The following is a 26,467-nucleotide window of genomic DNA, read 5'->3' as shown; positions in this document are numbered from 1 at the left end:
TATCAGTAAAACAGAAGCGACAACGCTCAATGGTAATGAGATACGACTTCTCAATGCTCGCCAAAGTACAGGCGCGCGAAAGCTGCTTCTGGATTTGAAGTCGTCTCGACGGGTCTATTTCAAACCGTGCCGACCAGGCTCACCGCTTCGGCCACACGCCCAACGCGCCACGATGCTTTGCTGTCGCGGCAGGTTTCTGCTTGTTTCCACCCTGTGGACCGCCCGATAAGAGCGGCGTAGAAGAATTTCACGCCCAGCGTGTTCGCCATCGCTGAAACAGCACATCACCCGCAAGTCGCGGCGAACATCAAATTATCAAATTTGCTCTCGAACTACTTTCACAAATTGGCTTTTCAGCGCTGAAACTATACTTGTGCTGCTGCTTTATGCACGGAGTTGCGAATTCGATGTCGAAACCAGATCACCTTGACCTCGATAGCGTCGATTATCAGATCCTGAAGGAACTTTCCGTCGACGGACGAGCCTCGGACGTCTGGCTGGGCGAACAAATCAACCTCTCCAGCACCGCCGTGGCGCGTCGGCGCAAGAGCCTGGAAGAGCGTCAGGCGGTGCTGAGCTATTCGGCAAACCTGAACCTGCCGATGCTCGGCTATAGCGTGGTGGTGTTCGTCGCGATCGAATTGAGCTCCCAGGCCGAGCGGGCGCTCAATGAATTCGAACGCGAGGTCGTGAAATGCCCGTCCGTTTCCTATTGCGGCTTCGTTTCCGGAGACACCGACTTCCTGATCATGCTCAACGTCGAGTCTTTCGAGGACTATGACCGTGTCTATCGCCGCGAGCTCTCGACCCTGCCGCACGTGGCCAAGATCCGCAGCAGCTTCGTGATGCGCGAGGTCGCCCGGCGAGGCACGCCGCCGATCGTCTTCCAGGAGAAGGCCAAGGCGCGACGCGGCTAGTCCATGCTCCGCCGGAAGCAATTCGGAGCGGCGGCACGCTCTCCGAACGCTTCCGGCAAAGTCGTCCATACCTATTTCGCGAGCCCATTCGGGTATTTGACGCCCAGCTGCTCCAGATAAGAGCCGTACTTGCTGGAGTCGTAGTAGAACGGCTCCATCTTCGGGCGCATCTTGGCCATGATGTCTTCATTCAGCCAGATCGCCGGCTTGTCGTCCTTGGTCAGCACCGGATCGTACTTGGTGTCCTTCAGCTGGACGTTCTGGAAATAGGCCTTGGCGTCGGCGACCAGCTTCGGCGTCGTCATCAGGTCCAGCACGGTCAGGGCCACCGCCTTGGCGCCGACCTCGGCCCCCTTGTGAGCGATCGGCGTCGCCATCGCCATGGCCGAGGTCACGTTGTGGCCGATGGCGTTCGGGATGTTCGAGGGATAGCGGATGGTGATCGTCGGCACCGTCCACATCACGTCGCCGATGTCGTCCGAGCCCCCGCCCATCGAGACGCCGCGGCTGTCTGGCGTCGACAGCGGCGCGACCTCGGTGGCCAGCGGCTGCAGCTTGAACTTCTGAGCGACCTGCACCGACTTGGCGAACGCCTGGTCGTCGGCGCTCCATTTCGGCATGCCGACGGCCTTGATGTTGGCGTAGGCGGCCTCGGCCAGCGGCTTGTTGCTGTAGTTCGGCGCGGCGTAGCCCAGCACGCGATGCTCGACCGTGGTGCCCGTGGCCATGGCCGCCGCCTGCGAGATCGTGTTGCCCAGCTCGTAGAGTTCGCGGATCGAACCGAAGGTGTTCTCGCGGAAATAGTACCAGACCGTGGCGACGCCGGGGACGATGTTGGGCTGGCCGCCGCCGTTGGTGATCACGTAGTGCGAACGCTGGGTCAGCGGCAGGTGCTCACGGCGCATGTTCCACGCCATGTCCATCACCTCGACGCCGTCGAGAGCCGAACGACCGTCCCAAGGCTGGCCGGCCGCGTGGGCGGTCTTGCCGTGGAAGGTGTATTCCACCGAGACCATGCCGTTATTCCCGCCCGGGCCCCAGCCGGTGCTGAAGTCCTTGCTGACGTGGGCGAAGATCGAGGCGTCGACGCCGTTGAACACCCCGGCGCGCACATAGTAGGCCTTGGCCGCCAGCAGTTCCTCGGCGACGCCCGGCCACAGCATCAGCCGGCCCGGAATGTGGTTCTTCTCCATGACGTCCTTGGCCGCCAGGGCCGCGACGATCATCATGGGCATGCCCGAATTGTGACCCTCGCCATGGCCAGGCGCGCCCTCGACCATCGGCTTGATCTCGGTGACGCCAGGGTACTGCGACAGGCCCAGCAGGTTGTCGATGTCGCTGCCCAGCGCCACCACCGGCCCGCCGGTCCCCCAGGTGGCCGTCCAAGCCGTGGGAATGCCCGCGACGCCGCGCGTGATCTTGAAGCCGTTCTTTTCGAGAATGCCCGTCAGGTATTCAGAGGTGCGGAACTCCTGAAAGCCGGGTTCGGCATAGCTGAACACCTGGTCGATCATCTGCTGGTTCAGCTTAGTCCGCGCATCCACGCCGGCGATCGCCGCGGCCTTCATGGCCGGCGTGGTCTCGGCGTGCGCCAGGGCCGCCGGCGCCGTCATGGCGCCCGCCAGCAGAATGGCGGTCAGCGCTTTGGTCTTCGCGATCTTCTTCATTCCCGTCCCCTCTATTGCGACGCTCGAGAGCCCCCTCGCTTCTCTGAAGCGAAATGGACCCGCGCCGCCCCGGCTCCGGACCCGGAACCCACGCCAATCCTCGGGCCCGATCTCGTCCGGCCCATCCCCGCAAACCTCACCCGAACCGCATCCGAGCCGCGCGACGAGGATTTATGTCGTCGCTTTCGAGCTCAAAGACGTCATATCGCGATGAAAACCTGCGTTGACGATCCAGCTTCGTCACGATATTCATCAATATGAAGCAGTTTCGCGCGAAAAACCTTCGAGCACTTTCAAGTGAACGATCTCGAAGCGATTTCCTAAAATCGCGGCGCCTGAATGCTGCTTTGATGATCTGAGGCGCGGTAGCCCCCTAGGGACGACGGTCGGGGGCGATGGCCAGGCCGACGGATGATCGCCGCCATCAGGCCCGGGCGCTCACCGGTCGAACGACGCGGGGAGCGGCCAATCCGTCTCGTCGACCAAGGCGTCGAACGCCGCCGGCCACTGCTCGCGCCAGGCGGCCTTCTGATCCGCGTTGGCCCAACAGCCCTCGACGCCGTTCAGCATCATTTCGCGCAGATCGCCGACGTCATAGCCCAGATGGCTGTGCATCAGCTCCCAGGCGCCGGCCGGGCTGACATTGTGCAGCGTCGGGTCGTCGGTGTTGGGATGGAGCTTCAGGCCCAGCGCGGACATGGCGCGGATCGGATGATCGACGGCCCAGCGCTCCGGAGCCAGCGTTCGCAGATAGTAGGAATTGGTGGGCACGACCGTGAACAGCACGCCCCGATCCGCATAGCGCCGCGCGAGATCGGGATTGTCGACGATGGTGTAGCCGTGGTCGATGCGATCGACCTCCAGCAGATCGACGGCGGTCCGCACATTGGTCCAGGGCATGCCGAACTCGCCGGCATGGGCCGTGGCCTTCAGACCATGACGGCGGGCCAGGGCGTAGGCCTCCCGGAAAAGCTCGGGCGGGCGGTCATTCTCGCGATAGTCGATGCCGATGCCGGGCGCGGCCGCGTCGCGATGGGCCAGCATCAGTTCGACCATCTCCACCGCGTGCGAGGCCTCGGCCTCACGGTCGATGGCGGGGATCAGCAAGGCGCTGATCCCGAAGTCGGCCGAGGCTTCGCGAATTCCCGCCAGGATGCCGGCCTGCGCCTCGCCATAGGCCAGGCCGGTGTCACGGATGGTCGCCGTCGGATTCCAGAAGAACTCGGCGTGGCGCACGTTTTCCGCCGCCGCGTCCTGCAAGTACTCGTAGGTGATCCGTCGGAAATCGTCGGGCTGGAGCAGCAGATAGCGCTCCAGCGCCCGCAGCACGCGCAGCACCCCGATCGGCTTGCTGCCGCGCTCGTAGAAGGCGGCGATCTCGGCGGCGCTGATCGGCGCCCCGCGCGCCTGCACGAACTCGGCGAAGGTCTCGCGGCGGACGGCGCCCAGAAGGTGGCAATGCAGCTCGACCTTGGGGATGGCGCGGAAAACCTCGCGCTGCGCCGCCGTCGTCGCCCGCCCCAGTGTCGACGCGGGAACGTTGCCGATGCTTTTTGAAGGCTCGATGATCATGATGCCTTGAGGCTTTGAAACTCTAGTGCGTGGCGGCGGTGTAGAAGTAGTAGCCAAGCGGAATGGCCAGGATGAACAGGCCGAGCGGGATCTCCCGCGCCTTGCCGGCCAGCGCCTGGACGATGACGTGGACCAGCAGGCCGCCGGCGATGCCGGTGCCGAAGCTGTTGGAGATCAGGGTCAGCAGCACCATGGCGATGGGCGGAAAGAGGTCGGGCAGCGCCTCGCCCCGCAGGTGGCGGATGGTGCCCAGCATCGAGACGCCGATCAGGATCAGAGCCGGGGCCGTGGCTTGCTTGGGGATGGCCATGGCCAATGGCAGCAGGCACAGCGCGCCCAGGAACAGCGCCGCGGCGGTGACGGGGGTCAGGCCGGTGCGGCCGCCCATCTCGACCCCGGCCGCGGACTCGACCAGGGCGGTGCCGGCGGGGACGCCGATCAGCGGCCCCGCGGCGGCGACCAGGGAATCGACCAGGAACGGCCGCTCGATGCCGGGCAGGTTGCCGTCGGCGTCGGTCAGGCCGGCCTTGCCGCCGATCGCCAGGGTCGTGCCCAGGGTCGAGAAGAACTCGGCGGCGAAGAAGGCGAAGATGTAGGGCAGCGCCGCCAGGCTGAACGCGCTCAGCAGGTCGACCTTCAGGGCCACCGGCGTCAGGGCGTGGGGCGCCGAGAACACGCTAGCAGGCAGCTGGGTCAGGCCCAGCGGTACGCCGGCCAGGGCGGCGGCGGCGATGCCGGCCAGCACCGCGCCGGGGACCTTGCGCGCCTGCAGGGCCAGGGCGACCGCCAGGCCGACCAATGCCACGACCGGGCCGGGTTGCGAGAAGTCGCCCAGCTTCAAGGCCATGGTCTTGGCGTTGACCGCCACCATGCCGGCGTCGCGGCAGCCCAGCATGGCGATGAACAAGCCGATCGATGCGCCCAGGCCCAGCTTGATCTGGGGCGGGATCATCTTCACGACCAGCTCGCGCGCGCCGGTCAAGGTCAGGACCAGGAACAGCAGGCCCGACGTCATGGCGATGGCCAGGCCCGTGGCGAGCGGCACATGCTCGGTGTGGGCCAGGGTCACGCCCAGGATCACCGAGCCGCCGATGCCGGGCCCGACGATGAACGGCAGGTTGGCGTAGAGTCCCATGGCGATGCTGCCCAGGGCCATGACCAGGATCGCCGCCGTGGTCGCCGCGCCCCTGTCCATACCGCCGGTCGACAGCAGCGACGGGATCACCACGATCAGATAGGCGGCCGCCAGGAAGCTGGTCAGCCCGGCCATCATCTCGCGGCCGACCGTGGTCTCGCGCGCCGCCAGGGAAAAGCGGCGGTCGAGGAAGGCGTGCAGCCGGCTCATCGGGAGGCCTGCGCCACGAAGGTCTCGACGAAGCGGCCGACGTCGATGGCGCGCACGATATGGACCTCGCGCTCCCCACTATTGGGAGCCATATCCGCCTTCCAGACGACCGGTTGGCCGTAGGAGGGTCCGGCGAAGGTGTCGACGTCCATGCGGGCGACCAGCTCCTCGGTGACCAGCGAGCGGTCGATGGCGATGGCCACGGTGATCTCGTCCCACAGCGGCTGGCCGATGCGGGCGTAGGTCTTGACGTAGGTCGCCACCGGCGTGCCGGACGCGCCGATCCGGTCGACCACCTCTTGCGTCGCCTTGGCGGCGGCGGTGACGTTGCCCATCACGGTGATCTTCTTCCAGGGCGCGGTCAGCACGATGTGGGCCGCCTCCGGATCGAAGATGAAGTTGAAGTCGGTGGCGTAGTCGGTGTTGCCGGTCACCCGCGCCACGGCGGTGTCCAGCTTGCCCGGCTCGATGACGATCTCCTTGGCCAGGGCGGCCAGGTCGGGCGCGAGCCTCAGGGCCAGGGCGATGTTGGTCAGCGGGCCGGCGCTGACCACCGTGACCTGGCCCGGACGCGCGCGGACAGCGCGGATCAGGGCGTGGACGGCGTCCTCGTCCGAGGCCTTGATCGACGGCGCGCCCTCGGGCATCGGCGGGATCAGGTCGGGGTCCTGCGGGTGGTAGGTGCGGCCCGGACGTGGCGTGCTCCAGGCGCCCTTGAACGGCACCTTGCCATAGCGCGCCTCCCAGTTGGCCATCTCGGCCTGGGTGCGGAGGAGCGGCGTCTCGGCCCCGAGGTGGACCGGGACGCCGGGACGCTTGGCGATCTCGAGGAAGCGCAGCGCGTGGGCGGCCTCCTCTTTCAGCCAGGCGTCGCCGGTGACGACGCCGATGCCCAAGAGCTCGACTCGATCGTCGCGCAGCAGCGGGATCAGCGACTGGATGTTGCTCTGGCCCGGGCCCAGGAAGTCGTTGTCGAAGAAGATCGCGACCTTCTCCTTGGAGGAGGGTTCTTTCGAGAGAGGGGCGGTCTGGGCGGATGCGCCGCCCGCGAGCGACAGGCTCGCGAGCAGCGCCGCCAGGCCAAGGGCTGCTGGACGCAAACAAGGGGGAAAGCGACAGGGCAGCATGGGAGGTCCTTGGCCTGGACGTGGGAGGAAATACGCCCCTCCCCCGTCTGGATCGGAAAGGGACTGGATTAGAAGCGGGCGGTGGCGCCGACGAACATGTATCGGCCCAGCGAGTCGTACATCCCCGCGAAGAAGGCCCCGTTCGAGGTCTGGCCGCCCGTGCTGGCGGTCAGCGGCGGATCCTTGTCGAACGCGTTGTTGACGCCGAGCCGCACGGTGACCTTGTCGGTCACGTTGGCCGAGGCCGCGAAGTCGACATAGCTGACGCTGGGCATCTTCAGGTCATAAGGCTGATAGACGCCGGCCAGGTAGATCGACGGGCTGGACTTGTCGTTGGTCGTCCCGCCGATATAGCGCCAGGTGGTCGACAGGTTGACGCCGCCGCGCGAGGTCCAGTCGGCGACCAGGCGGTGGCGCCATTCGGGGATGGGCTGGCCGCAGGTGACGCCGAAGTGGCCGTCGCAGCGATACGGGGCCAGGCCGGGCAGGATCTGAACCTCGTAGCGGTTGGTCTTGGTCCCCGCGAAGTTCAGGCCCAGGCGGCCCATGTTCCGGCCGAACAGCTCGGGCAGGTCATGCGCATAGCTGGCCGCGAAATCCAGGCCCCGGGTCTTCAGATAGCCGGCGTTGACGCTGGTGGTGATCACATAGCCGCTGGTCACCAGCGAGCCGGTCGCCGCATTGCGCTTGATCAGGTCGCAGGCGATGCCGGCGTTGAGGCACTGGTTCAGCTCAATGCTGGCCGGCACCGTGGTGATCAGCTTCTTCACGTCGATGTCGAAATAGTCGACCGAGACGCTCAGGCCGGGGATGAAGCGCGGCAGCAGCTGCACGCCGAACGACTTGGTGTTCGAGGTTTCGGGATCCAGGTCCGGATTGCCACCGACCATGGCGCCGGACTGCTGGCCCGCCGCCGGGGCGATCGAGCCGTACTGGGTGGCGGTCACGCCCGACAGCGCGCACTGGGCGGCGGTCGCCTTGGGCGTCGCGCCTTCGCAGGGGTCGGTGATCGCCGCGGTCACGACCCGCTGCGGGCCGAACAGCTCCACGAGGTTGGGGGCGCGGACGGCGCGCTGGTAGCTGCCGCGCAAGCGCACGTCGCGGATCGGGGTCCACTCGCCGCCGCCCTTGTAGGCCCAGGTGTCGCCGGCGGTGCTGTAGTCGGAATAGCGGACGCCGCCCTCGACCGACAGGCTCTTGAAGAACGGCTTGTCCTCGACCAGCGGGACGCGGATCTCGCCATAGACTTCCTTGACGTCGAACGAGCCGGCGATCGGGAATTCGCCGCCGGAGTTGCCGGCCACGTCGCGGCTGCTGTAGGCGGCGTCGGGCTGGAAGCTGATCTTTTCCTTGCGGTACTCGGCGCCGAGGGCCAGGCCGATCGGATACGAGGCGAGCGGGCTGGTCAGCCCCAGGTCGCCGGTCAGGGCGCCGCTCAGGATGCTTTCCTCGGTATAGCCTTTCCGGCGCACGACGTTCTGCACGTAGTTCAGCGCCGCCGAGGTGATGCCGTCGGCCTGGAACAGGTTGATCGGCACGCAGGCCGGATCGGTCCCGTTGGCCACGGATTCGCAGACGACCTGGCCGCTGGCGTTGGTCACGGCGCGCAGGGCCTTGGCGAACTTGGCCAGCGAATAGTCGCCGGTCAGCCGCGAGGTGTAGTCGGTGCGGCCGTACTGCGCGTAGACGTCATAGCGCCAGCGCGAGGTCAGGTCGCCGCGCAGGCCCGCCACGCCGCGATACGAGGTGTGGTCGCTGTAGTCGTGGCGCGAGCCGCCCAGGGCGTTGCGCTGCGAGACGATGACATTGGCGCTCTGGGCGTCGGTGAGGCCCACCGAGGTGCAGATCAGGTTTTTCTCCTGGGCCGACATCAGCGGGTTGTTGCAATTGATCTTCTCCGAGACCGTGAACACGGCGGTGGGCGACAGTTTGATGTCGGCCTCATCGTGCATGTACATCAGCTCGCCATAGACCTCGGCCTTGTCCGAGATCCGGTAGCGGCCGAACAGGTCGGCGTTGTAGCGCTTGTCCGGCGACTGCAGGTCGTAGGTGTTGCCGTTGTTGAAGCCGTCCGAAGTGCGATAGGTCCGCAGCGTATTGCCTTCCAGGGCGTAGCTGCCGCGGGTCGCGCCCGTGGTCGGGTTGGTCAGCTGGAACTGCACGGGATAGGTGGCGCTGGACAGCGAGCAGGCATAGCCGGCCGCCGTGGCCGACAGGTTGCAGGTCGAGAAGTCGCGGTCCTTGGTGCCGACGCCGGCGATGTCCTTGTAGCTGAAGAAGCCGGTGACGTTGCCTCGGCCCTCGGCGAAATTCTTGCCGACGGTGATCGAATAGCTCTGCTGCTCGCCGTCCAGTTCGCGGCCGAACGCCGGCGTCTGGCCGGCCGCCTTGGCCGCCGAGACGATCGCGCTGTGGTTCTCGTGCATGTAGACGCCGCCCTGGACGTCCAGCTGCACGCCCTCGAAGTCGCGCTTGAGCATGAAGTTGACGACCCCGGCCAGGGCGTCCGAGCCATAGACCGCCGAGGCGCCGCCGGTGACCACGTCGATGCGCTGGATCAGGGCGGCGGGGATGTTGTTGATGTCGGCCGCCTGGGCCGCCGAGCGGGCCGGGTCGCCCTGCATCAGGCGGCGCCCGTCGATCAGCACCAGGGTCCGCTGGTTGCCGAGGTTGCGCAGGTTGATGGTCGCCGTGCCGCTGGCCCCGACGGTGCCGCCGCGATTGCCGCTGCCCTGGTCGGCGAAGGCCTGCGGCAGGGTGTTGATCAGGTCCTCGACCCGCACGACGCCGCGCCGAGCGATTTCCTTGTCGCCGACCGTGCTGACCGGGCTGACGCTGGTGGCGTCGGGGCTCTTGAGGCGCGAGCCGGTGACCACGATCGCCTCGATCTGGTCCGCCGGGGCATCCTGAGCACTGGCGACGCCGCCGCAGGCCAGGGCCGCCAGCACGGCGGTCGAGGCGATGCCCAGCCACGACGCCTTGGAGCGATGGCGGGCAAGAACAGGATCAGGCGCGGAATCGGCGAACGACATCGAAGAACCCCCTTGGTTGTTGGCGCGCCTCGCCGACAGCCCTCCCGGCCTTTTCTCTTTATCGTTGTTCACCCCGATAAGTAGAGATGATCAAAATTCGCACTCCTCTGAGCACGACTTCGATCTTCCCTGCCCTTTATTTATACTGCTGGGTGGAAGCGCGATGAAGGCACGCTAACGAGCCCCATTAGAAAGGGAAATTCTTTGTATTTATCTCGCTATAGATCGCGCTTATAGCCGCTCCGGAGGCGCGATCCAGCCAATCTGGAACCCCGTCGTGCAGCCCTCTTCGACCATCACCCTCCCCCGCCCGGCCGCTCGCATCCAGGCCATCTCGCTGCGCCAGCTGCGGTTCTTCACGGCCCTGGCGGAGTCGGCCAATTTCAGCCGCGCCGCCGAGCGGATGACCGTCTCGCAGCCGGCGCTCAGCGCGGCGATCCGGCAGATCGAGGAGCATATGGGCCTGCGGCTGTTCGACCGCAGCACCCATCACGTGGCCCTCACCGAGGCCGGGGCGGCCTTCCTGCCGCACGCTCGCCGCCTGCTGACGACGGCCGACAACGCCTTCGTGGACATGAACGACGCCGCCACGCGCGGCAAGGCGGTCGTGCGCATCGGCGCGATCCCGTCGGCGATCCCGGCGGCCGCCGATGCCGTGGCGCTGCTGGGACGCAACCGCACCGACCTCAGCCTGCACCTCAGCGATGGCAAGAGCGACGCCTTGATGAGCGATCTGCGGTCCGGCGCGCTCGACCTCGTCATCGGCGTGCTGGGGCGGGTTGAGGACGGGATCGACGCCAGCCTGATCATGGAGGACGAGATGATGCTGGCCGCGCCGGCGGACCATCCTCTCGCCTCGACGCCGTCCCTCCCCTGGAGCGCCCTCGAGGGTAGCGAGATCGTCCACTTCACCGGCGGCAGCATCGGCGAGCTGAGCTCGGCCGCCATGCGGCAGAACAACCTCTCACCGTCCCAGCGCTTTCGCGTCGACCAGGTCGGATCGCTGTTCGGCCTGGTCGGCGCTGGCCTCGCCGTCGGCGTGATCCCTCGCCTCTATGCGCGGGGCTACGAGACCGACAAGATCAAGCTGGTCCCCCTGACCGGCCCCTCCATCCGCCGCAAGCTGATGCTGTTCCAGCGCGCCAAGCTGCGTCACGAGCACCCGAGCGCGTTCGAACTGGGGACCGTCCTGGCCCCGGCCTTGAGCGCGATCCTCGCGCCGTCGCAAACCTGACGGTTCACTCTCCAGAAGGCGACGCCCAGACGCCTATTTCGGCTTCGACGCCCCATCCTCGCGGATCACCAGCGCCTTGCTCGAGAAGGCCTTGGGGTCGACGTTGCGAACGGTCTTCGTCTTCACGCCGTCGTTGGTCATGAACGAGACCTCGACCGTCACGGAGTCGAAGGACTTGAGGCCGAAATGGACGGGCGCCGCGCTCTGCGCATTATAGCCGCCGCCGGTCGATACCAGTCGCGACGCCAGGATGTGGCCGGCGCGGTCATAGAGACGCACCTCCGCCCCTGCCCGCGTGTATCGTCCACGCGCATCGAGCACCAGCACGCTGAGGCTTCGGGCTCGCGCGGGCGCCGCCAGGTCGTTGCGGAACAGGAAGTGGCCGCCCTCGGGGCTGTAGCCGCGCATGACCGACAGATCCAGCGCCCCGTCGTGGTTGTAGTCCACCCACTCCACGCCGTGGTCGCCCGCGTTCAGCAGGCTTTCGCGGGTCAGGATCTGGTCGAAACCGCCCTTGCCGTTGTTGTGGTACAGCAGGTCCAGCGGCGTCTGCTTGCCGGGCTCGCCCTCGTAGCTGGTGACGAACAGGTCCAGATAGCCGTCATTGTCGTAGTCGCCCCACGAGGCCGCGACCGCATGGCCCGCATCATCGACGCCCGCCGCCTTGGCGACCTCGGTGAAGGAGCCGTCGCCGTTGTTGCGGTACAGAAGATTGGCGCCATAGACCGCGACGAAGATGTCGAACTTGCCGTCATTGTCGTAGTCGCCGATCGCGCAGCCCACGCCGCCGTCCTCCGGCTTGCGACCCGGCGCGGCCAGGCCGAGGCTTGGGGCGACATCGGTGAAACCGGTCCCGTCGTTGCGCCACAGCGCGTCGGTCGCGCCGGACTGGTTGGCCAGGAACAGATCGAGCTTGCCGTCGCGATTGTAGTCGAACCAGCAGGATCCCACCGTGGGCCGAGCGTCCGTCACACCGGCCTGCGCGAACACCTGACTGAAGACGCCGCCCTGATTGTGGAACAGCTGGTTGGGCCCCGCGCGGTTCGACGTATAGAGATCGACCTGGCCGTCATTGTCGTAATCGACCCAATTGGCCTGGCGACTGATGCGGCCCGGAACGGTCAGCCCGATCTCCGCCGCCACCTCGACGAAGCGCTTCCCGCCGTCGTTCTTCCAGATGAAGGAACGGTTCTGATCGACCGGCATGACGTTGGACCCGCCCAGCAGGTCGAGATAGCCATCGCCGTTGAAGTCGCCCCAGCTGAGGCCGCGGACTTCCTTGCCCGTGGTCGGCAGGCCCACGGCGGCGCCGATGTTGGTGAGAACGCCGTCGTCGTTGCGATACAGCCTGACCTCGCCGCTTTTCAGCGATACGGCCAGGTCCAGGTCGCCATCCTTGTCGAAGTCGGCCCAAGCGTTCGACAACGATCCGGCGATCGCGAAGGTCTCGCGCTGCATCGCCGTGAAGGCCGGCTGCGTCGCCGCGTGCGCCGCGCTCGCCATCAGGCCGACCAACAGCAGGGGCGCGATCTTCCAGGCGCGCTTGTTCAGTCTTTGCATCGGATCGCCTTTCAAGGCTTGGGGTTGAAGGCGGTGCGTTCGGACAGGTGCGCCTCCACCTGCTCGCGCCGCAGCCAGAGTTCGCGGAACTCGTCGCGCGAGAGCATGCCTAGCTGGTCGCTGTAGTGGGTGGTGCCCGGCTGGCGGCTGTTGCCATAGCTCATCAGCCCGTAGGCCTTCACCGGGGTGGAGAACTCGATCATCGCCATCCAGGTCTCGCCATGGGTCGGGGTGCGGACGCCCTTGGCGTCTGGATCCGACCAGGTGATGACCCGGAAGGCGCCGAGGTTGCCGAAGCCGCCGGTGCCGGGCAGGTCGACGCCGTCGAGGATGAAGCGCGAGGCGTCGCCAAAGCGTCGGTCGACGGCGCCGTACTTCTTCTTGGTGTTAGCGATGGCGGCGCGCAGTTGCTCGACGGCCGCGGCGGGGTTCTTCAGGCCGTAGGGCGTGCTGGTCGGACGATCCTGCGTCCAGGGAATGGCGTAGCCCGCCTGGCCGGCGAAGGTGGGGCCGGCGAACAGCTTGGCCCATTCCTCGAACAGCAAGCCGGCGCGATTGTCGGCCGTGAACGACCGGTCCCAGCCCGCCAGCAGGCGGGCGGCGGCCTGGACCTCCGGGTCCTTGTCGTTGAGCGCGGCGGGGATGAGGTCCGGCAGGACGCGGTCCGCCATCAGGGCGTGGGTGGACAGCTTCAGGTCCCGGAACCGTTCCAGGGTCAGGGCGTCGTTCTCGGCCATCATCCGGATGGAGCTTTGGGCTCGGAACGATTCCGGGGTGCGCGGAGCCAGGTATTTCGGAAAATCGTCCGGCTTGAACGTCACCGGCCAGCTGGCGACCCAGGGCGGGTCGTTGGTGTTCTGCACGAAGCCGCCGACAGGATCGGTGACGCGCGGCAGATCCTCGAACGGATGGGTGTCCGTCCACAGGTAGCGCGACGTGTCGCCGGGGACGAGGCCGCTCCAGAAGTTGATGTCGCCTTCGCCGCGGCGGGGGGCGACGCCGTTGAACGTGTAGTCGCTATGGCCGTCACGGTCGGCGTAGGTGATGTTGAAGGTCGGCACCTGCAGCCGCTTCATCGCCGTTTCGTACGCCTTGAAATTCGGCGCCGTCACCATGTCGAAGTACTGTTCCAGCATCTTGGGCCGGTCCAGGCCCGCCACGCGCACGGCGACCGTGCTCCCGTCCTTGCGGTCGAACACCGGGCCATGAACCGTCGAGCGGATCTTCAGCGGCTTTTCGACCAGCGATCCGTCCGCCTGCCGCACCTTGTAGGTCGCTGTCTGGGTCTTGAACGGCAGAACCTTGCCGTCGAACAGGTAACCCCCGTCCTTGAGCGTCAGCTTGTAGTTGGTGGCGCCCACCATGCTGTTGACGGTGTTGGTGATGCCCATCTGCTGGTTGAAGGCGAAGCGGACGATCGGCAGGCCAACCTGGGTGGCCCCATAGATCTCGAAGTCCGGGCCGGTCAGATGGGCTTCATAATAGATGAAATAGCCGGTGCCCCACGGCAGGTGGGGGTTTTGCAGGAGCAGCGTATTGCCGCTGGCGGTCTTTTTCGGCGCCACGGCCCATGAGTTCGAGCCCTGATCGGCGATCTCGGGCGGATCGCCCTCGCCGATCGTCTTCCCGGGCGAGGCCACATAGATGAAGTTCATCAGGCGATGGGCATGGGCGACGACGTCGACGCCGGTGACGGGCAAGACGGCCTTCACATCGGCGGCGATGGCCTCGGGATGGGCCCTCGCATAGGCGTTTATGCCGTTGGCGAAGGCGTCCAGATTGGCGCGGAACGCGGGTGTCTGCTGCTTGTACCAAGCCTTGGCTCGCTCGGGCACGCCGTTGGTCAGCAGCCAGGTGGTCGTCTCTTCGTAGTCGGGCCCGAAATACTCGGCCCCTCGCCCCCGCGCCTCGCCGTAGAGGCGCAGGATCGTGTTGGCGTGGCTCTGCGACTGGGCCCAGCCATAGCCGTAGAAGACGGCGGCGGTGTCCTTGCCGTAGATGTGCGGCACCCCGTAGGTGTCCCAGAGGATCTCGTTCTTGGTCGGCTTGACCACGGCGAGGGCCTGGACGGGCCGAGGCGTCGCGGGGGCCTTGGTCTCCTGCGCCAAGGCCGGCCCAGCCGCGAGGCCTACCCAGGTCGCCAGCAGCAGCGCCGCGGCGCCGCGGCGAAGAATCGTCATGATCTTGCTCCCCATCCCTCACGAGCCGCCGAGCCGGCCCCGCACAAAGCGCTTCGCGTCGTCACGCCGCGCCGGTCAGAAATCCCATTGCAGGCGGGCGTAGTAGGAGCCGCCGGTGAAGCCGAACGGCGAGGTGCCCGGGTACTGCCCCGTGCCCGTATTGATGTTGTAGGAGGTGTTGGCCGCGGTCGAAGGGCCGCTGCGCGAGGGGTAGATGTTCAGCAGATTGTTGGCCCCGACCGCGACGGTGACGGTGGGCAGGACCTTGTAACCAACCTCCAGGTCGGTGATCCATTTGGCCCCGTACTTGCGGTCGTTGGCCGGGATGTTCTGCTGGATCCTGTAGCTGCCATAGCGCGTCTGGCGCAGATTGACGTTCAGCTTGTTCCACGACCAGTTGGCGCCCAGGCTGACCTTGTCCTTCGGGAAGGCCGTGGTCAGGAAGCCCTGGCTCAGACGGTCGAACAGCACGTAGTTGGCGCCCAGCGCCGCCAATTCCGGCGGATTGGCGATGATGTGGGTGATCTTGGTCTTGTTGTGATTATAGCCGAGCGTCAGGCGAAGCGACCCGTAGTCGCCCAGCTCCTGGCGATAGGCCGTGACCAGGTCGACGCCGCGCGTGCGGGTGTCGATGGCGTTGGTGTAGTACTGGGCGCTGAGCGAGCCCGGCAGGCCGTTGGCGATCAGGATGTTGCTGACCCCCGCGCCCGTCAGGGTGCTGGTGATGGCGATCCGGCCGTCCACGTCGATCTCGTAGGCGTCCAGGGTGACACTGAGGCGCGGCAGCGGCTCCAGGGTCACGCCCAGGCTGTAGTTCTTCGACTTTTCCGGCTTCAGCGGCTCGGCGCCCAGGGCGATGGCCTCGCGCGAGCCGACCGGCAGGGTCTTGATCTGCAGCAGGTCGAGCACGCCGTTGACCTGGCGGAACTGGCTGGAGCTGGCGGCGTAGTGCTCCTGGGCCAGTCCGGGAGCGCGGAAACCGGTGCTGGCCGCGCCGCGAACGGCCAGCCAGGACGTGAGCTCGTAGCGGCCGTTGACCTTGCCGACCACGGTGTCGCCCGACGCGTCGTCATAGTCCTCGTAACGGACCGCCGCGCCCAGGAAGAGCTTCTGGATGGTGTAGCCGACCTCCCCATAGGCCGCGTAGTTGTTGCGCCTGGACTTGCTGGCGTCGGTCGGCTGGAAGCCCGGCGCGGCCTGGGCGCCGGTGGCCGGCCGTGACCCGGCCAAGGGCTGGCCCGCCGGAATGACATAGGTTCCGGCCGCGTAGCTGAGCGGCTCGCCCTCGCCGACCTGATAGGTCTCGCGACGGTGCTGGGCGCCGAACGAGAGCTGCAGGTCGCCGCCCGCGGCGGTGAAGCCCCGGGTCACATCCAGCGAATTGACCCATTCGGACGACACCAGCTTGCCGACATAGAAGTGGGTGGGACTGGCCGGACCAAGGCTGGCGTTGATGGTCTCGGAGACGCGCTCCTTGGCCAGGTTCTTGCCGTAGGTCGACGAGACGTCCCACGACCAGCCGTTGAGGTCGCCGCGCGCGCCAAAGGCCAGTTCGAAGTCGTTTTCCTTGATGACCAGGTTGGGCCGGAAGCCGTCGGGATAGACCTGCGGCAGCGCGTTGACGTTGGTCGGGGCGCGGAAGGTGAAGGGCAGGTCCGAGACGCGGTGGCTGTAGGTCCCGAACGAATAGAGCTCCACGTCGCCGCCGAGATCGTAGCGGCCGTTGTAGCCCAGGTTGACGCCGTTCTGCGGCAGGACGCCCGAATTGCGGGTGACCAGGCGATTGACCGTGGCCTCGCGCGGATCGATCACGCCGCCGACCACCGGATAGAGGCGGATGCTGGAGGCGATCGGCTCGGCCCGGTTGGACAGCGCCTGGTCCTTGGTGGCGAAAGACAGGTTCAGGAAGCCGCGGTCGCCGATCTTTGTCCCGAAATTGCCCTGGACCAGGGTGAAGTCGCCGTCGTCGCGATCGAAGTTCTGGCCCTTTGTGACGGTGAGCGAGCCGCCCGTCGTGTCCTTGAGGATGATGTTGATCACCCCGGCGATGGCGTCCGAACCGTACTGGGCCGCGGCCCCGTCGCGCAGCACCTCGATGCGGCCGATCGCCGAGGTGGGGAGCAGGTCCAGGTCGGCCGGCACCGAGCCGTTGTACAGCGACGACACCGAGTTGATCAGCGAGGTCTTGTGCCGGCGCTTGCCGTTGACCAGCACCAGGGTCTGATCGGGATTGAGGCCGCGCAGGCCGCCCGTGGCGATCACCGTGGCGGTGCCGCCGCCCGCCCGGGCCGGCAGGTTGAAGGACGGCACCAGGGTCTGCAGAGCCTGGAAGGCGCCAGCCTTGCCGGTGCGCTCCAGCTCGGCCGAACTCAGCACGTCGATCGGGGTCGGGCTCTTGATCACGGTCCGGGCCACGCCGCGGACGCCGGTGACCACCACTTCGGCGACCTCCGCCGGCTCCTCCGGAACACTGGCCTGGACAGCAGCCGGACCGGAGGTCTCCGCCGTCACGAAGGCGCCGGGCGCGCTGGCCTTGATCAGGGTGGGCGCGGGATCGACGGTCAGGGCGATCAGGCCATCCTTCATGATCGCCACGCGCAGCGGCGAGCCTTCGATGATGGCGTCCAGGGCCTGACGGGTCGGCATCCGGCCGCTGACGGCGGGCGAGCGCAGGCCCGCGATCTGGTCATAGGGGTAAAGCAGGCGCTCCCCCGATTGCCGGGCCAGAACGTTCAGCGCGCTCTGCATCGGCTGGGCCGCGATGTGAAAGTCCTTGGAGGGTTCCGCCGCCGACGCCGGCAACGCCGCCGCCGCGACCGTGGCGAACAGTGCGCCGCGATACCAGGACTTGAAGTTTGATCCGCCAGCCATGTCGGCGCCCCCAGCGCAGTTAAACCATGTCAACCACGTCCAACGAGCCGGCTCGCCCAGAACCGCCATCCGTCCGGAGAATAAATTTCAGTCGACGCTCAGGAGCGCGAAACCAGCAGGATGCTGCCGTCGGCCGCGGCGATCGCGCTGACCGGGAAACTGCCTTCGACGGCCGTCAGGAATTTCTCGGCCTCGTCGACCTCGAACCGTCCGCCGACCCGCAGATTGGCCAGGCGAGGGTCGCCGACGATGATCGGCGCCTTGCGGTAGCGGTTGAACTCCTCCACCGCCTGGGCCAGCGTTTCGCCGTCCAGTTCGATGACCCCGTCCTGCCAGGCGGTACGTTGGCGCAGGACGGTGGCGTTCAGCGCCGTGGGGGCCATCGCCCCGGAACCGATCACCGCCCCACCGCCGGCGACGATCTTCGGCGCGTCCGGTCGATGGACATCGGCCGCGTCCTCGGCCACCGCCACGACGCCTTCGGTGACCGTCAGCTCGACCACGGTGTCACGAATGCGCACGTTGAAGGCGGTGCCGACGGCGCGCAGGCGCGCGGCGCCCGCATCCACCAGGAACGGCCGGCTGGGATCGTGGGCTACCTCGAACAGCGCCTCGCCCTTGATCAGGCGGATGCGCCGGCTGCGCTTGCGCATCGCCACCTCGACGGCCGAAGCGGTGTTCAGGTGAATCCGGGAGCCATCGGCCAAGGTGATGATCCGGCGCTCGCCCAACCGCGTATGGTGGAGGTCCACATCACTGGCGTAGCGCCAGGCCACCGTCGCGCCGACCGTGGCGATCGAGGCCGCCAGTCCGGCGCCGACCAGGGCCCGGCGTGACACCCGAGGCTTGTCGTCGACATCGGTCGCCGCCTCGGGCGCCTCGATCGGCGGAGGGCTGGCCCTCAGCCGATCCCCGACCTCCCAGGCCACTTCCATGCGTGCGAACGCCACGGCATGGCGCGGATCGGCCTCGATCCAATCGGCGATGGCCTGGCGCTCGCTCGCGCTGGCGCCTTCCTGCAATCTAACGACGAACGCCGAGGCCTGGTCGTCGATCGCCTGCCTTTCCAGCGCTGCGTTTGTTGCGGTCAAAACTGTCTTCCTCGCGCTCGGACATCGCCTTGGCCACGAGCATCACAGCTCTAGCAAGATGCTTCTCAACTGTCGAAACGGATAGGGACATGCGAACCGCTATCTCCTGGAACGAAACATCGTGCACCCGCCGAAAAATGAACACTTGGCGGCATTGTGGGGGCAGGGTTTCGATCGTGGCGAGCAGCCAGCGCAACTCGTCGCGGGCGGTCAGCGACGCTTCCAGGCTGTCGTCGCCGCGCAAGGTGTCGAGGTCGGCGACGAAGTCCAGCGAGACGATGGTTTCCCGCCGCAGGGTGTCGATCAGCAGGTTGCGGGCGATCGTGAACAGATAGCCGCGTCCGGTCGGAATGCGGTCGATGTCCTTGGCGGTGTAGGCGCGGGCCAGGCTCTCGGCCACCAGGTTGTCGACATCGAAGCCCGTGGGGCACACGCGGCGCAGGCGCGATCGCAGAGCCGCCTCATGGGGCAGGATCACCGCCTTGAACCAGTTCAGGCGAGCGGTCAGACCGTCCATGGCGTCGTCCCTCCGAAAAAGGGGCGGCGCGACAGCGCGCCGTGTACAGAACATCGCGCCGGAACCGCGACGTCGATGTCAAAGACCGGGTCGAAGGCTAGGTCGGGCCCAAGCGTCCAAGAGCGTCGCACTTCGAGATCAAATGCGGGCATTTCGACCGACGGACAAGCTCTCGGCGCGGGCCGGCTAGATTGACGACCGAGCCCGATGGCGGAAATCCGCGCGCCGTCCGTTTGAACAGCACACGGGGGCAGACGCTCGGACGGTCGCGTCGCGACCGCGTGTGACGCCACGAAACGCCCGGCCGCCAGGGGGATGAAATCTTGGGAGATGTTCTCGATCGTCGCCAACGGATCAAGTCGATCATCGGCGGCTCGGCCGGCAATCTGGTGGAGTGGTACGACTGGTATGCCTACTCGGCCTTCACGCTCTATTTCGCGCCGGCCTTCTTTCCCTCCGACGATCCGACCGCCCAACTTCTGAGCGCCGCGGCGATCTTCGCGGTCGGGTTCGTCATGCGTCCGATCGGCGCCTGGGTCATGGGCATGTACGCCGATCGCAAGGGCCGCAAGGCGGGCCTGACCTTCTCGGTCACCCTGATGTGCGCCGGATCCCTGATGATCGCGGTGACGCCGGGCTACGACCGGATCGGCATCTTCGCGCCGGCCATACTGCTGATCGCTCGGCTGCTGCAGGGTCTTTCGGTCGGCGGCGAATACGGCGCCTCGGCCACCTACCTGTCCGAGATGGCGGGGCGCGAGAACCGCGGCTTCTTCTCCAGCTTCCAGTACGTGACCCTGATCTCGGGTCAGTTGATCGCGTTGTGCGTGCTGCTGTTGCTGCAGGCGCTCCTGCCGGTCCACGACCTGGAGACCTGGGGCTGGCGCATTCCCTTCGCCGCGGGCGGCGTGCTGGCCATCGCCGTGTTCTACATCCGGCGCGGCCTGAGCGAAACCAACAGCTATCTCGCCGTCAAGCGCGACCCGCGCGCCGTTTCCAGCGGCTGGGCGCTGTTCCGCAACCACCCCAAGCAGGCGATGACCGTGATGCTGCTGACCGCCGGCGGCACCTTGGCCTTCTACGCCTACTCGACCTACATGCAGAAGTTCCTGGTCAACACCTCCGGCTTCAGCCGCGAGTCCGCCACCGCGATCACGGCGGCGGCGTTGTTCGTCTACATGCTGCTGCAGCCCGTCGCCGGCGCGCTGTCGGATCGCATCGGCCGCAAGCCCTTGATGGTAGGTTTCGGCGTTCTGGGCGTGGCCTTCACCTGGATCATCTTCCGTATGCTCGAGACCACCAGCAGCTCGTTCGCGGCCTTCCTGCTGGTTCTGGGCGCCTTGGTCATCGTCACCGGCTACACGGCGATCAACGCCGTGGTGAAGGCCGAGCTCTTTCCCGCTCACATCCGGGCGCTGGGCGTCGCCCTGCCCTATGCTCTGGCCAACACCGTGTTTGGCGGTACGGCGGAATATGTGGCGCTGTGGTTCAAGGGCCGAGGCATGGAGCGCGGCTTCTATGTGTACGTGACGGTGATGATCGCCGTGTCGCTGATCGTCTATCTGCGAATGCCGGACACCAAGAAGCACAGCCTCATCACCGACGCGTAGGACGGCGCCAGCGTTCGACGATCGGTTTTCATCAGGCATGGGCGCACCGCCAGGAAAGAGCCGCCGGCGCGAGAACACCGCGCCGATCGTCCCGAAGCGTGGCCTTGGGACGGGTGGCGCGGCAAATCATATCAACTTAGTAGGCATTAAGCCGCGCTAACAACGCCCTCGCCGTCACCGCTAGCCTAGGCCACGGACAAGGACGGCGTTCGCGACAGCGCTCGCGCCGCCTGCCGGCCGACGGCGAGAATGCGATCGGACATTTCGGCGCTGTCTGCAACGCGGGCCAGCTGCAACGTACCGATCATGGTCGCGAAGAACGCCAGCGCCATGCCCTCGGGATCCTCGGCCTCGGGGGGCATATGGGCCGCGACCTGTTTGACCAGCGCCGTGGCGCGCGAGAAGTGGACCGCGCGCGTTTCCGGCGGCTCGCGGGCGAGCTCGGCGCCCAGAGCCGAGACCGCGCAGCCGATCCCCGGATTGTCCCGGTGCTCGGGCGAGAGGTAGGTCGCGATGACTCCGTCGAGGCCCTCGGCGTCGAGGACCTCGGCCATCTGCTGGGCTTGGGTCTCCATGGCGGCGGCCAGGCTTTCGCGCACCAGTTCGGTCTTGGACTGGAAGTGTGGGTAGAAGGCGCCGTTGGTCAGGCCGGCGTCCTGCATGACGCGCGACAGCCCCGAGGCGGCGATGCCGTCGGCGCGGAACCGTTCCGAGGCTGCCTGCAGGATCCGCTGACGCGACGCGTCCCGATGACCTTTTTCGTAGCGCATGGTCGCGCCTCCAAGAATCCTATTGCATTACGATCATAATTGCACATTATGATCGTAATGCAAAGTGCAACGCCACTCCGGCGCGCTCTGCCTACGGGAAGGCCCATGACCGCTCAACGCAAGAAAATCGCCCTGGTGACAGGAGCGTCCGCCGGCATCGGCCGCGCGATCGCCCAGAACCTGGCCGCGGCCGGGTTCACCGTCTATGGCACTAGCCGGCGGCCTCTCGCCGATCCGCCCAAGGACGTGCGCATGTTGACGTGTGACGTCACCGACGACGGATCCGTCCAGGCGCTGATCGGCAAGATCCTTGCCGAGGCGGGCCAGATCGACCTGCTGGTCAACAATGCCGGGCTAGGCTTGGTGGGGGGGGCCGAGGAAACCTCGATCCGCCAGGCCCAGGCCCTGTTCGACGTCAATCTGTTCGGCGTCATGCGGGTGATCAATGCGGTGCTGCCGTCGATGCGCGCGCGCCGCCAGGGACGCATCCTCAACATCAGCTCCGTGCTCGGACTGATCCCCGCCCCCTATTCCGCCCACTACTCGGCCAGCAAGCACGCGCTGGAAGGCTATTCGGAATCCCTCGACCACGAGGTCCGCGCCTTTGGTGTCCGTGTATCCCTGATCGAGCCGGGCTATATCCGCAGCGCCTTCGACCAGAACGCCTTGTCGGTCGACGCGCCCATCGCCGTCTACGACCAGGCGCGGGCCGGTGTCCGGGCCCTGCTCGACGACGTCATGCCCACCGCCGACCTGCCCGAAGTAGTGGCCAAGGTGGTCCGCGCCGCCGCCGTCGACCCTCAGCCGCGCCTGCGCTATCCGGCCGGTCAGCTGGCCAAGCAGATCTCGCTCCTGCGCCGGTTCGCGCCGGCCAAGGCCTTCGACAAGAGCCTGCGCAAGCAGATGCGTTTGCCCGCCTAGACGCCTGAGTTCCCGCGCCGGTCTTTCGATATCAGCGGCAAACGCCGTCCTACTCGCCCTCGCGAGCCGTCACGATCAAAGTCATTGGCCAGCGACGGCGGCGACTGGAGCACCACCACCATGAAGGCCTTCATCCTCGATCGATATGGCAAGGGCGCCGCCCTCCGCCTGGGCGACGCGCCCGAGCCGAGACTCCGGGACGACGACATCCTGGTCGAGGTCCATGCGGCCGCGCTCAACCTGCTGGATTCGAAAATCCGTAACGGCGAGTTCAAGCCGATCCTGCCCTATCGCCCGCCGTTCATCCTGGGCCACGACGTGGCCGGCAAGGTCGTGCGCGTCGGCGTCAAGGTTCGCGGCTTCAAGCCGGGCGACGAGATCTATGCCCGGCCGCGAGATGGCCAGATCGGCACGTTCGCCGAGTTCATCGCCATCCATCAGGCGGACGCGGCGCTAAAGCCCCGGAACCTCAGCATGGAGGAAGCCGCCTCCATTCCCCTGGTCGGCCTGACGGCCTGGCAGGTGCTGGTCGAGCGCGCCAAGCTCCAGAAAGGCCAGAAGGTGCTGATCCATGCCGGCTCCGGCGGCGTCGGAGCCTTCGCTATCCAATTGGCCAAGCATCTCGGCGCTTCGGTCGCCACGACGACCAGCACGGTCAATGTCGGACTGGTCAAAGGCCTCGGGGCCGATGTGGTCGTCGACTACAAGAAGGACGACTTCGAAAAGGTGCTGTCCGGCTACGACGTCGTGCTCAACAGCTTGGATGGCCAGACGCTCGAAAAGTCGCTGGACGTGCTTAAGCCGGGCGGCCAACTGATCTCGATCTCGGGCCCGCCCGATCCTCGGTACGCCAAGGAGGCGGGCCTCAATGGGGTCCTGCAACTGGTCATGGGGTTCCTGAGCCGCGGCATTCGCAAGAAGGCCAAGGCGCGGCGGGCCAGCTACGCGTTCCTGTTCATGCGCGCCGACGGCCAGCAGCTCAGCCAGATCACCGCGCTGATCGAGGCCGGGGTCATCCGACCGGTCGTGGATCGCATCTTCCCGTTCCAGGCGCTCAATGACGCGATGGTCCATGTCGAATCCGGACGGGCCAAGGGCAAGGTCGTGCTCAAGGTGAAATGAGCGCGGCGGGCCTTCCCCTAGGTCCGCTGCCGCCCGTATCCGACGTTCTTCACGACCTCACGCGCGTCATAGGCGTCGCGATCCCTGGGAACGGGACCCTTGCCGAACACCACCTCGATCGAGCGGGAATAGGCCGGGCCCGGGCCGAGGTTGAAGCTGGTGCCGAGGCCCAGGCCAACGCCGGTATGGCGGCCGAAACTGGCCGAGCCGCCACCGACCGACATCCGGGGACCGCGGTCATAGCCGCTGGCCGTGGTCGCGCGGTCGGCGATCCGGAACCAGTCGTAGCCATCACGGATGGCCAGTTCCGCCGCGCGCAGCAGGGCGTAGTCGGAGACCTGGGCCTCCGGCGCGCCGGGACCACCCTGGAAGGTGACGCGGTAGCGCCCGGCCTCGAGACGGTATTCGGAATAGCCGACATCGTTAGGCGCGCCCTGCTGGGCGCGGTAGACGGTCGGGACGGTGGCGCAGCCGGCCAGCAGCAGGCCCGACAGGCCGATGGCGACAAGGGGGGCGATGAGGGTTTTGGCGATCTTCATGGCGTGCCTCTTCAGACCTGTTCAACGGCCTCGGAACCCGGCTGTTCCGGAACCGGCAAGTCCAAGGCCTTGAGCACCATCACGAAATCAGTCGGAAGCGGGGCCATGACCTTGCGTTCGCCGCCCAGCGGGTGCGGGAACGTCAGGCGAGCGGCGTGCAGCATCAGGCGCGGCACGGCGACGCCACCCAGCATCAGCGCCCCGCCATAGCGGCTGTCGCCGGCCAGCGGCCGACCGATCGACGCCATGTGAACCCGAAGTTGGTGCATGCGGCCGGTGTCGGGCGACAGCTCGACCAGGGCCGCCGTGGCGTTGTGAGCCAGGGTGCGATAGCGGCTGCGAGCGGTCTCGGCGTCCGGATGGTCGGGTGCGCAGACGCGCATATAGGCCTCGCGGCCGATCGACTCCCGACGCAGCGGGCTGTCGATCATGCCGCCCTTCGGTTCCGGCGCTCCCGGCGCGACGATGGCCAGGTAGCTCTTGCGGAACCGCTTGGCCATCAGGGCCTCGCCCAGGAAGGCCGCGCCCGGCTTGGTCTTGGCCGTCAGGATCACGCCCGAGGTGTCGCGGTCCAGACGATGGATCAGCCGAGGCCGGGACCGGCCCGGCCGTGCGAATGCCCACAGCAGGTCATCCAGCGTATGGGCCTTGATCCGGCCGCCCTGGCTGGAAAGACCGGCCGGTTTGTCCAGCACGATGATCGCCTCGTCCTCGTACAGCACCCAAGACCGCGCCTGCTCGATCTCGTCGGGCGTCAGGTCGATGGGCGTGTCGGAGGCCTTGGGTTTCGGCTGGGCGGGAGGACGGCGCGTCTTCCCGGAAGGCGGTCTATTCAGCGGAGTGCTCACGATGAAGGGCTTGGCGTTCGTCGAGCTCGCGCTCGAGGAACTCCTCTAAGCGCCAACAGCGATCCAGATCGGCCCTAGATGTAGAGCATCGCGTCGAACGGCGTCATGGCTTTTCTCCGCGAGGCGCAATGGGCCGTGGAGATCCATGCGAGCGCCGCCCTTGGCGCGATCTCCAGAACCTGACATTCGGTGGACAGGTTCTATCGCCAGTAGGAATCGATCGAAAAGATGCTAGCCGCCGGACCATTCCTGCTCGCCGCGCTCTTGGCGGCCGCGCCCCAAACTCCGGCGCCCCGTCTTGATTTCGCCTTTGGAACCGATCCGGCGCCCCGTCACGCCAGCTCGGGGGCCGTGGTCTATTCGGCTCGGACGGGCTTTGGGGTCGAGGGCGCCATGCCCGTCGTCGAGCCGCACGGCGCCGGCAAGACTCCGTTCCTCTTCTCGGTCACGGTCCCCGAGGGCAACTACAAGGTGACGGTCACGTTCGGCGGCGATACGGCCTCGGACACCACCGTCAAGGCCGAGCTGAGACGCCTGATGCTCGAACGGATCGCGGTTCGGGCGGGCGGATCGGCGACCAGGACCTTCATCGTCAATGTTCGCACGCCGGCCTATCCCGGCGGCGCGGTGAAGCTGAAACCGCGCGAGGCCGTGCAGGAGGCGCGGGCCTGGGACAATCGTCTGACGCTCGAGTTCGACGGGACGCCGGCGGTGCGGGCGCTGAAGATCGAACCGGCGGACGTGCCGACGATCTATGTCCTCGGCGACTCGACGGTGGCGGACCAACCGGGCGAGCCCTACGCCTCCTGGGGCCAAATGCTGCCGCGCTTCTTCAAGCCGTCCGTGGCGGTCGCCAACCACGCCGAGTCGGGCGAGTCCACCTTTTCGGCGGTGATCGCCAACCGCTTCGAGAAGATCGCGGCGCGGATTCGGCCCGGCGACTATTTCCTCGTCCAATTCGGCCACAACGATCAGAAGTCCAAGGATCCGGACGCGCAGCAGAAGTTCAAGGCCAACCTGATTGGGTGGGCGCAGCGGGTAAAGGCCAAGGGCGCCACGCCGGTGATCGTCACCCCGATGTTCCGCAACAGATTCGACGGCGATCAGGCGGTGGACACCGCGGGCCCGTTTCCACAGCTGGCGCGCGAGGCCGCTGAAGAATCGGGCGCGCTGCTGATCGATCTCCACGCCCGGAGCAAGGCGCTCTACGAGGCCATGGGCCCCACGGGCGTCGACGCCCTCTTCATGCACAATGCCGACTTCTCGGTAAAAGACGGCTCGCATCATGGCCCCTATGGCGCCTATGAACTGGCCAAGATCGTCGTCCAGGGCCTGCGCGACGCCAAGGCTCCGATCGCCCGCGCCGTCGTGGATGATCTTCCGCCCTACGATCCAAGCAAGCCCATGCGGGAAAGTGACTTCAAGGTCCCGCCCAGTATTACCGCGACCGAGGAACGCCCCCTGGGCGTCAATCAACCCTAGGGACTTCGCCGTCCGGACGATTCCGGTGCGTTCACAATATCTCGGCGGGTAGGAAGGTCGAC

19 protein-coding genes are annotated in these 26,467 nt (G+C 66.8%); 6 read left to right on the top strand and 13 right to left on the bottom strand.

The genetic code is table 11. From position 1 onward, the window contains the following. Nucleotides 1-407: 407 nt before the first annotated feature. Nucleotides 408-917 (top strand): Lrp/AsnC family transcriptional regulator, encoded by a 510-nt coding sequence (locus ASC70_RS01870; protein WP_047411057.1) that lies wholly within the window; start codon nucleotides 408-410, stop codon nucleotides 915-917. Nucleotides 918-988: 71 nt separating this feature from the next. Here the strand turns inward: ASC70_RS01870 and ASC70_RS01865 are convergent, their stop codons facing one another. The 5 genes from ASC70_RS01865 to ASC70_RS01845 all read right to left on the bottom strand — a co-directional run bounded on the left by ASC70_RS01865 (nucleotide 989) and on the right by ASC70_RS01845 (nucleotide 9,660). Next, nucleotides 989-2,584: an amidohydrolase gene (locus ASC70_RS01865; protein WP_056045925.1), complete on the bottom strand. Its 1,596-nt coding sequence runs from the start codon at nucleotides 2,582-2,584 to the stop codon at nucleotides 989-991. A 438-nt stretch (nucleotides 2,585-3,022) separates the two neighbouring features. After that, the gene (locus tag ASC70_RS01860) at nucleotides 3,023-4,156 is read right to left on the bottom strand and encodes a hypothetical protein (RefSeq protein WP_082539687.1); all 1,134 of its coding nucleotides are present in this window, start codon (nucleotides 4,154-4,156) and stop codon (nucleotides 3,023-3,025) included. A 22-nt stretch (nucleotides 4,157-4,178) separates the two neighbouring features. After that, a complete protein-coding gene (locus tag ASC70_RS01855; protein ID WP_056045922.1) occupies nucleotides 4,179-5,501 on the bottom strand; it encodes an NCS2 family permease in 1,323 nt (440 codons plus the stop codon). Further along, entirely contained in the window at nucleotides 5,498-6,601 is a 1,104-nt protein-coding gene (locus ASC70_RS01850) for a nucleoside hydrolase (RefSeq protein WP_235519203.1), read from the bottom strand. Before ASC70_RS01850 ends, ASC70_RS01855 begins: the two co-directional genes overlap by 4 nt. Before the next feature lie 95 nt (nucleotides 6,602-6,696). Next, nucleotides 6,697-9,660: a TonB-dependent receptor gene (locus ASC70_RS01845; RefSeq protein ID WP_082539686.1), complete on the bottom strand. Its 2,964-nt coding sequence runs from the start codon at nucleotides 9,658-9,660 to the stop codon at nucleotides 6,697-6,699. Between the two features lie 277 nt (nucleotides 9,661-9,937). Here ASC70_RS01845 and ASC70_RS01840 point away from each other — a divergent pair, with 277 nt between their 5' ends. Then, nucleotides 9,938-10,894 (top strand): LysR family transcriptional regulator, encoded by a 957-nt coding sequence (locus ASC70_RS01840; protein WP_056045916.1) that lies wholly within the window; start codon nucleotides 9,938-9,940, stop codon nucleotides 10,892-10,894. Nucleotides 10,895-10,927: 33 nt separating this feature from the next. Here the strand turns inward: ASC70_RS01840 and ASC70_RS01835 are convergent, their stop codons facing one another. The 5 genes from ASC70_RS01835 to ASC70_RS01815 form a co-directional block, all read right to left on the bottom strand. Beyond that, the gene (locus tag ASC70_RS01835) at nucleotides 10,928-12,454 is read right to left on the bottom strand and encodes a CRTAC1 family protein (protein WP_056045914.1); all 1,527 of its coding nucleotides are present in this window, start codon (nucleotides 12,452-12,454) and stop codon (nucleotides 10,928-10,930) included. Nucleotides 12,455-12,465: 11 nt separating this feature from the next. After that, entirely contained in the window at nucleotides 12,466-14,634 is a 2,169-nt protein-coding gene (locus tag ASC70_RS01830; RefSeq protein WP_056046202.1) for a penicillin acylase family protein, read from the bottom strand. Nucleotides 14,635-14,709: 75 nt separating this feature from the next. Further along, nucleotides 14,710-17,505 (bottom strand): TonB-dependent receptor, encoded by a 2,796-nt coding sequence (locus tag ASC70_RS01825; RefSeq protein ID WP_056045911.1) that lies wholly within the window; start codon nucleotides 17,503-17,505, stop codon nucleotides 14,710-14,712. Nucleotides 17,506-17,603: 98 nt separating this feature from the next. After that, complete coding sequence (locus ASC70_RS01820; protein WP_056045908.1) at nucleotides 17,604-18,596, bottom strand: FecR family protein; 993 nt, start codon at nucleotides 18,594-18,596, stop codon at nucleotides 17,604-17,606. Continuing rightward, nucleotides 18,529-19,113, bottom strand: coding sequence for an RNA polymerase sigma factor (locus ASC70_RS01815; RefSeq protein ID WP_056045905.1), 585 nt, complete (start codon nucleotides 19,111-19,113; stop codon nucleotides 18,529-18,531). Before ASC70_RS01815 ends, ASC70_RS01820 begins: the two co-directional genes overlap by 68 nt. 323 nt (nucleotides 19,114-19,436) lie before the next feature. Between ASC70_RS01815 and ASC70_RS01810 the strand changes: the two genes are divergently transcribed. Beyond that, nucleotides 19,437-20,723, top strand: coding sequence for an MFS transporter (locus tag ASC70_RS01810; RefSeq protein ID WP_156396093.1), 1,287 nt, complete (start codon nucleotides 19,437-19,439; stop codon nucleotides 20,721-20,723). Between the two features lie 185 nt (nucleotides 20,724-20,908). Here ASC70_RS01810 and ASC70_RS01805 read toward each other — a convergent pair whose 3' ends face one another. Further along, nucleotides 20,909-21,493, bottom strand: coding sequence for a TetR/AcrR family transcriptional regulator (locus ASC70_RS01805; RefSeq protein ID WP_056045899.1), 585 nt, complete (start codon nucleotides 21,491-21,493; stop codon nucleotides 20,909-20,911). A gap of 105 nt (nucleotides 21,494-21,598) precedes the next feature. Here ASC70_RS01805 and ASC70_RS01800 point away from each other — a divergent pair, with 105 nt between their 5' ends. Continuing rightward, nucleotides 21,599-22,414 carry an oxidoreductase gene (locus ASC70_RS01800; RefSeq protein WP_056045896.1) on the top strand — a complete coding sequence of 272 codons (816 nt, stop codon included), beginning with the start codon at nucleotides 21,599-21,601 and terminating at the stop codon, nucleotides 22,412-22,414. An 84-nt stretch (nucleotides 22,415-22,498) separates the two neighbouring features. After that, a complete protein-coding gene (locus tag ASC70_RS01795) occupies nucleotides 22,499-23,536 on the top strand; it encodes an NADP-dependent oxidoreductase (RefSeq protein ID WP_235519202.1) in 1,038 nt (345 codons plus the stop codon). Between the two features lie 17 nt (nucleotides 23,537-23,553). Here the strand turns inward: ASC70_RS01795 and ASC70_RS01790 are convergent, their stop codons facing one another. Together ASC70_RS01790 and ASC70_RS01785 are read right to left on the bottom strand one after the other, a co-directional pair. Then, entirely contained in the window at nucleotides 23,554-24,075 is a 522-nt protein-coding gene (locus ASC70_RS01790; protein ID WP_056045894.1) for a hypothetical protein, read from the bottom strand. A gap of 11 nt (nucleotides 24,076-24,086) precedes the next feature. Next, nucleotides 24,087-24,911 carry an RluA family pseudouridine synthase gene (locus ASC70_RS01785; protein ID WP_056046197.1) on the bottom strand — a complete coding sequence of 275 codons (825 nt, stop codon included), beginning with the start codon at nucleotides 24,909-24,911 and terminating at the stop codon, nucleotides 24,087-24,089. A 405-nt stretch (nucleotides 24,912-25,316) separates the two neighbouring features. Here ASC70_RS01785 and ASC70_RS01780 point away from each other — a divergent pair, with 405 nt between their 5' ends. After that, the gene (locus ASC70_RS01780) at nucleotides 25,317-26,405 is read left to right on the top strand and encodes a rhamnogalacturonan acetylesterase (RefSeq protein ID WP_056045892.1); all 1,089 of its coding nucleotides are present in this window, start codon (nucleotides 25,317-25,319) and stop codon (nucleotides 26,403-26,405) included. The last annotated feature ends 62 nt before the right edge of the window (nucleotides 26,406-26,467 follow it).

The organism is Caulobacter sp. Root343 (assembly GCF_001425745.1).
Classification (GTDB): Bacteria; Pseudomonadota; Alphaproteobacteria; order Caulobacterales; family Caulobacteraceae; genus Caulobacter.
Note: the sequence above shows the minus strand (reverse complement) of the source record. Positions and strands in the feature narration are given on the sequence as shown.

Excerpts from the sequence above, each read along its gene's own strand:
- ASC70_RS01855 (WP_056045922.1), bottom strand. The coding sequence starts at position 5,501 with ATGAGCCGGCTGCACGCCTTCCTCGACCGCCGCTTTTCCCTGGCGGCG.
- ASC70_RS01800 (WP_056045896.1), top strand. The coding sequence starts at position 21,599 with ATGACCGCTCAACGCAAGAAAATCGCCCTGGTGACAGGAGCGTCCGCC.
- ASC70_RS01780 (WP_056045892.1), top strand. The coding sequence starts at position 25,317 with ATGCCCGTCGTCGAGCCGCACGGCGCCGGCAAGACTCCGTTCCTCTTC.
- ASC70_RS01845 (WP_082539686.1), bottom strand. The coding sequence starts at position 9,660 with ATGTCGTTCGCCGATTCCGCGCCTGATCCTGTTCTTGCCCGCCATCGC.
- ASC70_RS01825 (WP_056045911.1), bottom strand. The coding sequence starts at position 17,505 with ATGGCTGGCGGATCAAACTTCAAGTCCTGGTATCGCGGCGCACTGTTC.
- ASC70_RS01870 (WP_047411057.1), top strand. The coding sequence starts at position 408 with ATGTCGAAACCAGATCACCTTGACCTCGATAGCGTCGATTATCAGATC.
- ASC70_RS01835 (WP_056045914.1), bottom strand. The coding sequence starts at position 12,454 with ATGCAAAGACTGAACAAGCGCGCCTGGAAGATCGCGCCCCTGCTGTTG.
- ASC70_RS01865 (WP_056045925.1), bottom strand. The coding sequence starts at position 2,584 with ATGAAGAAGATCGCGAAGACCAAAGCGCTGACCGCCATTCTGCTGGCG.
- ASC70_RS01805 (WP_056045899.1), bottom strand. The coding sequence starts at position 21,493 with ATGCGCTACGAAAAAGGTCATCGGGACGCGTCGCGTCAGCGGATCCTG.
- ASC70_RS01815 (WP_056045905.1), bottom strand. The coding sequence starts at position 19,113 with ATGGACGGTCTGACCGCTCGCCTGAACTGGTTCAAGGCGGTGATCCTG.
- ASC70_RS01830 (WP_056046202.1), bottom strand. The coding sequence starts at position 14,634 with ATGACGATTCTTCGCCGCGGCGCCGCGGCGCTGCTGCTGGCGACCTGG.
- ASC70_RS01790 (WP_056045894.1), bottom strand. The coding sequence starts at position 24,075 with ATGAAGATCGCCAAAACCCTCATCGCCCCCCTTGTCGCCATCGGCCTG.
- ASC70_RS01860 (WP_082539687.1), bottom strand. The coding sequence starts at position 4,156 with ATGATCATCGAGCCTTCAAAAAGCATCGGCAACGTTCCCGCGTCGACA.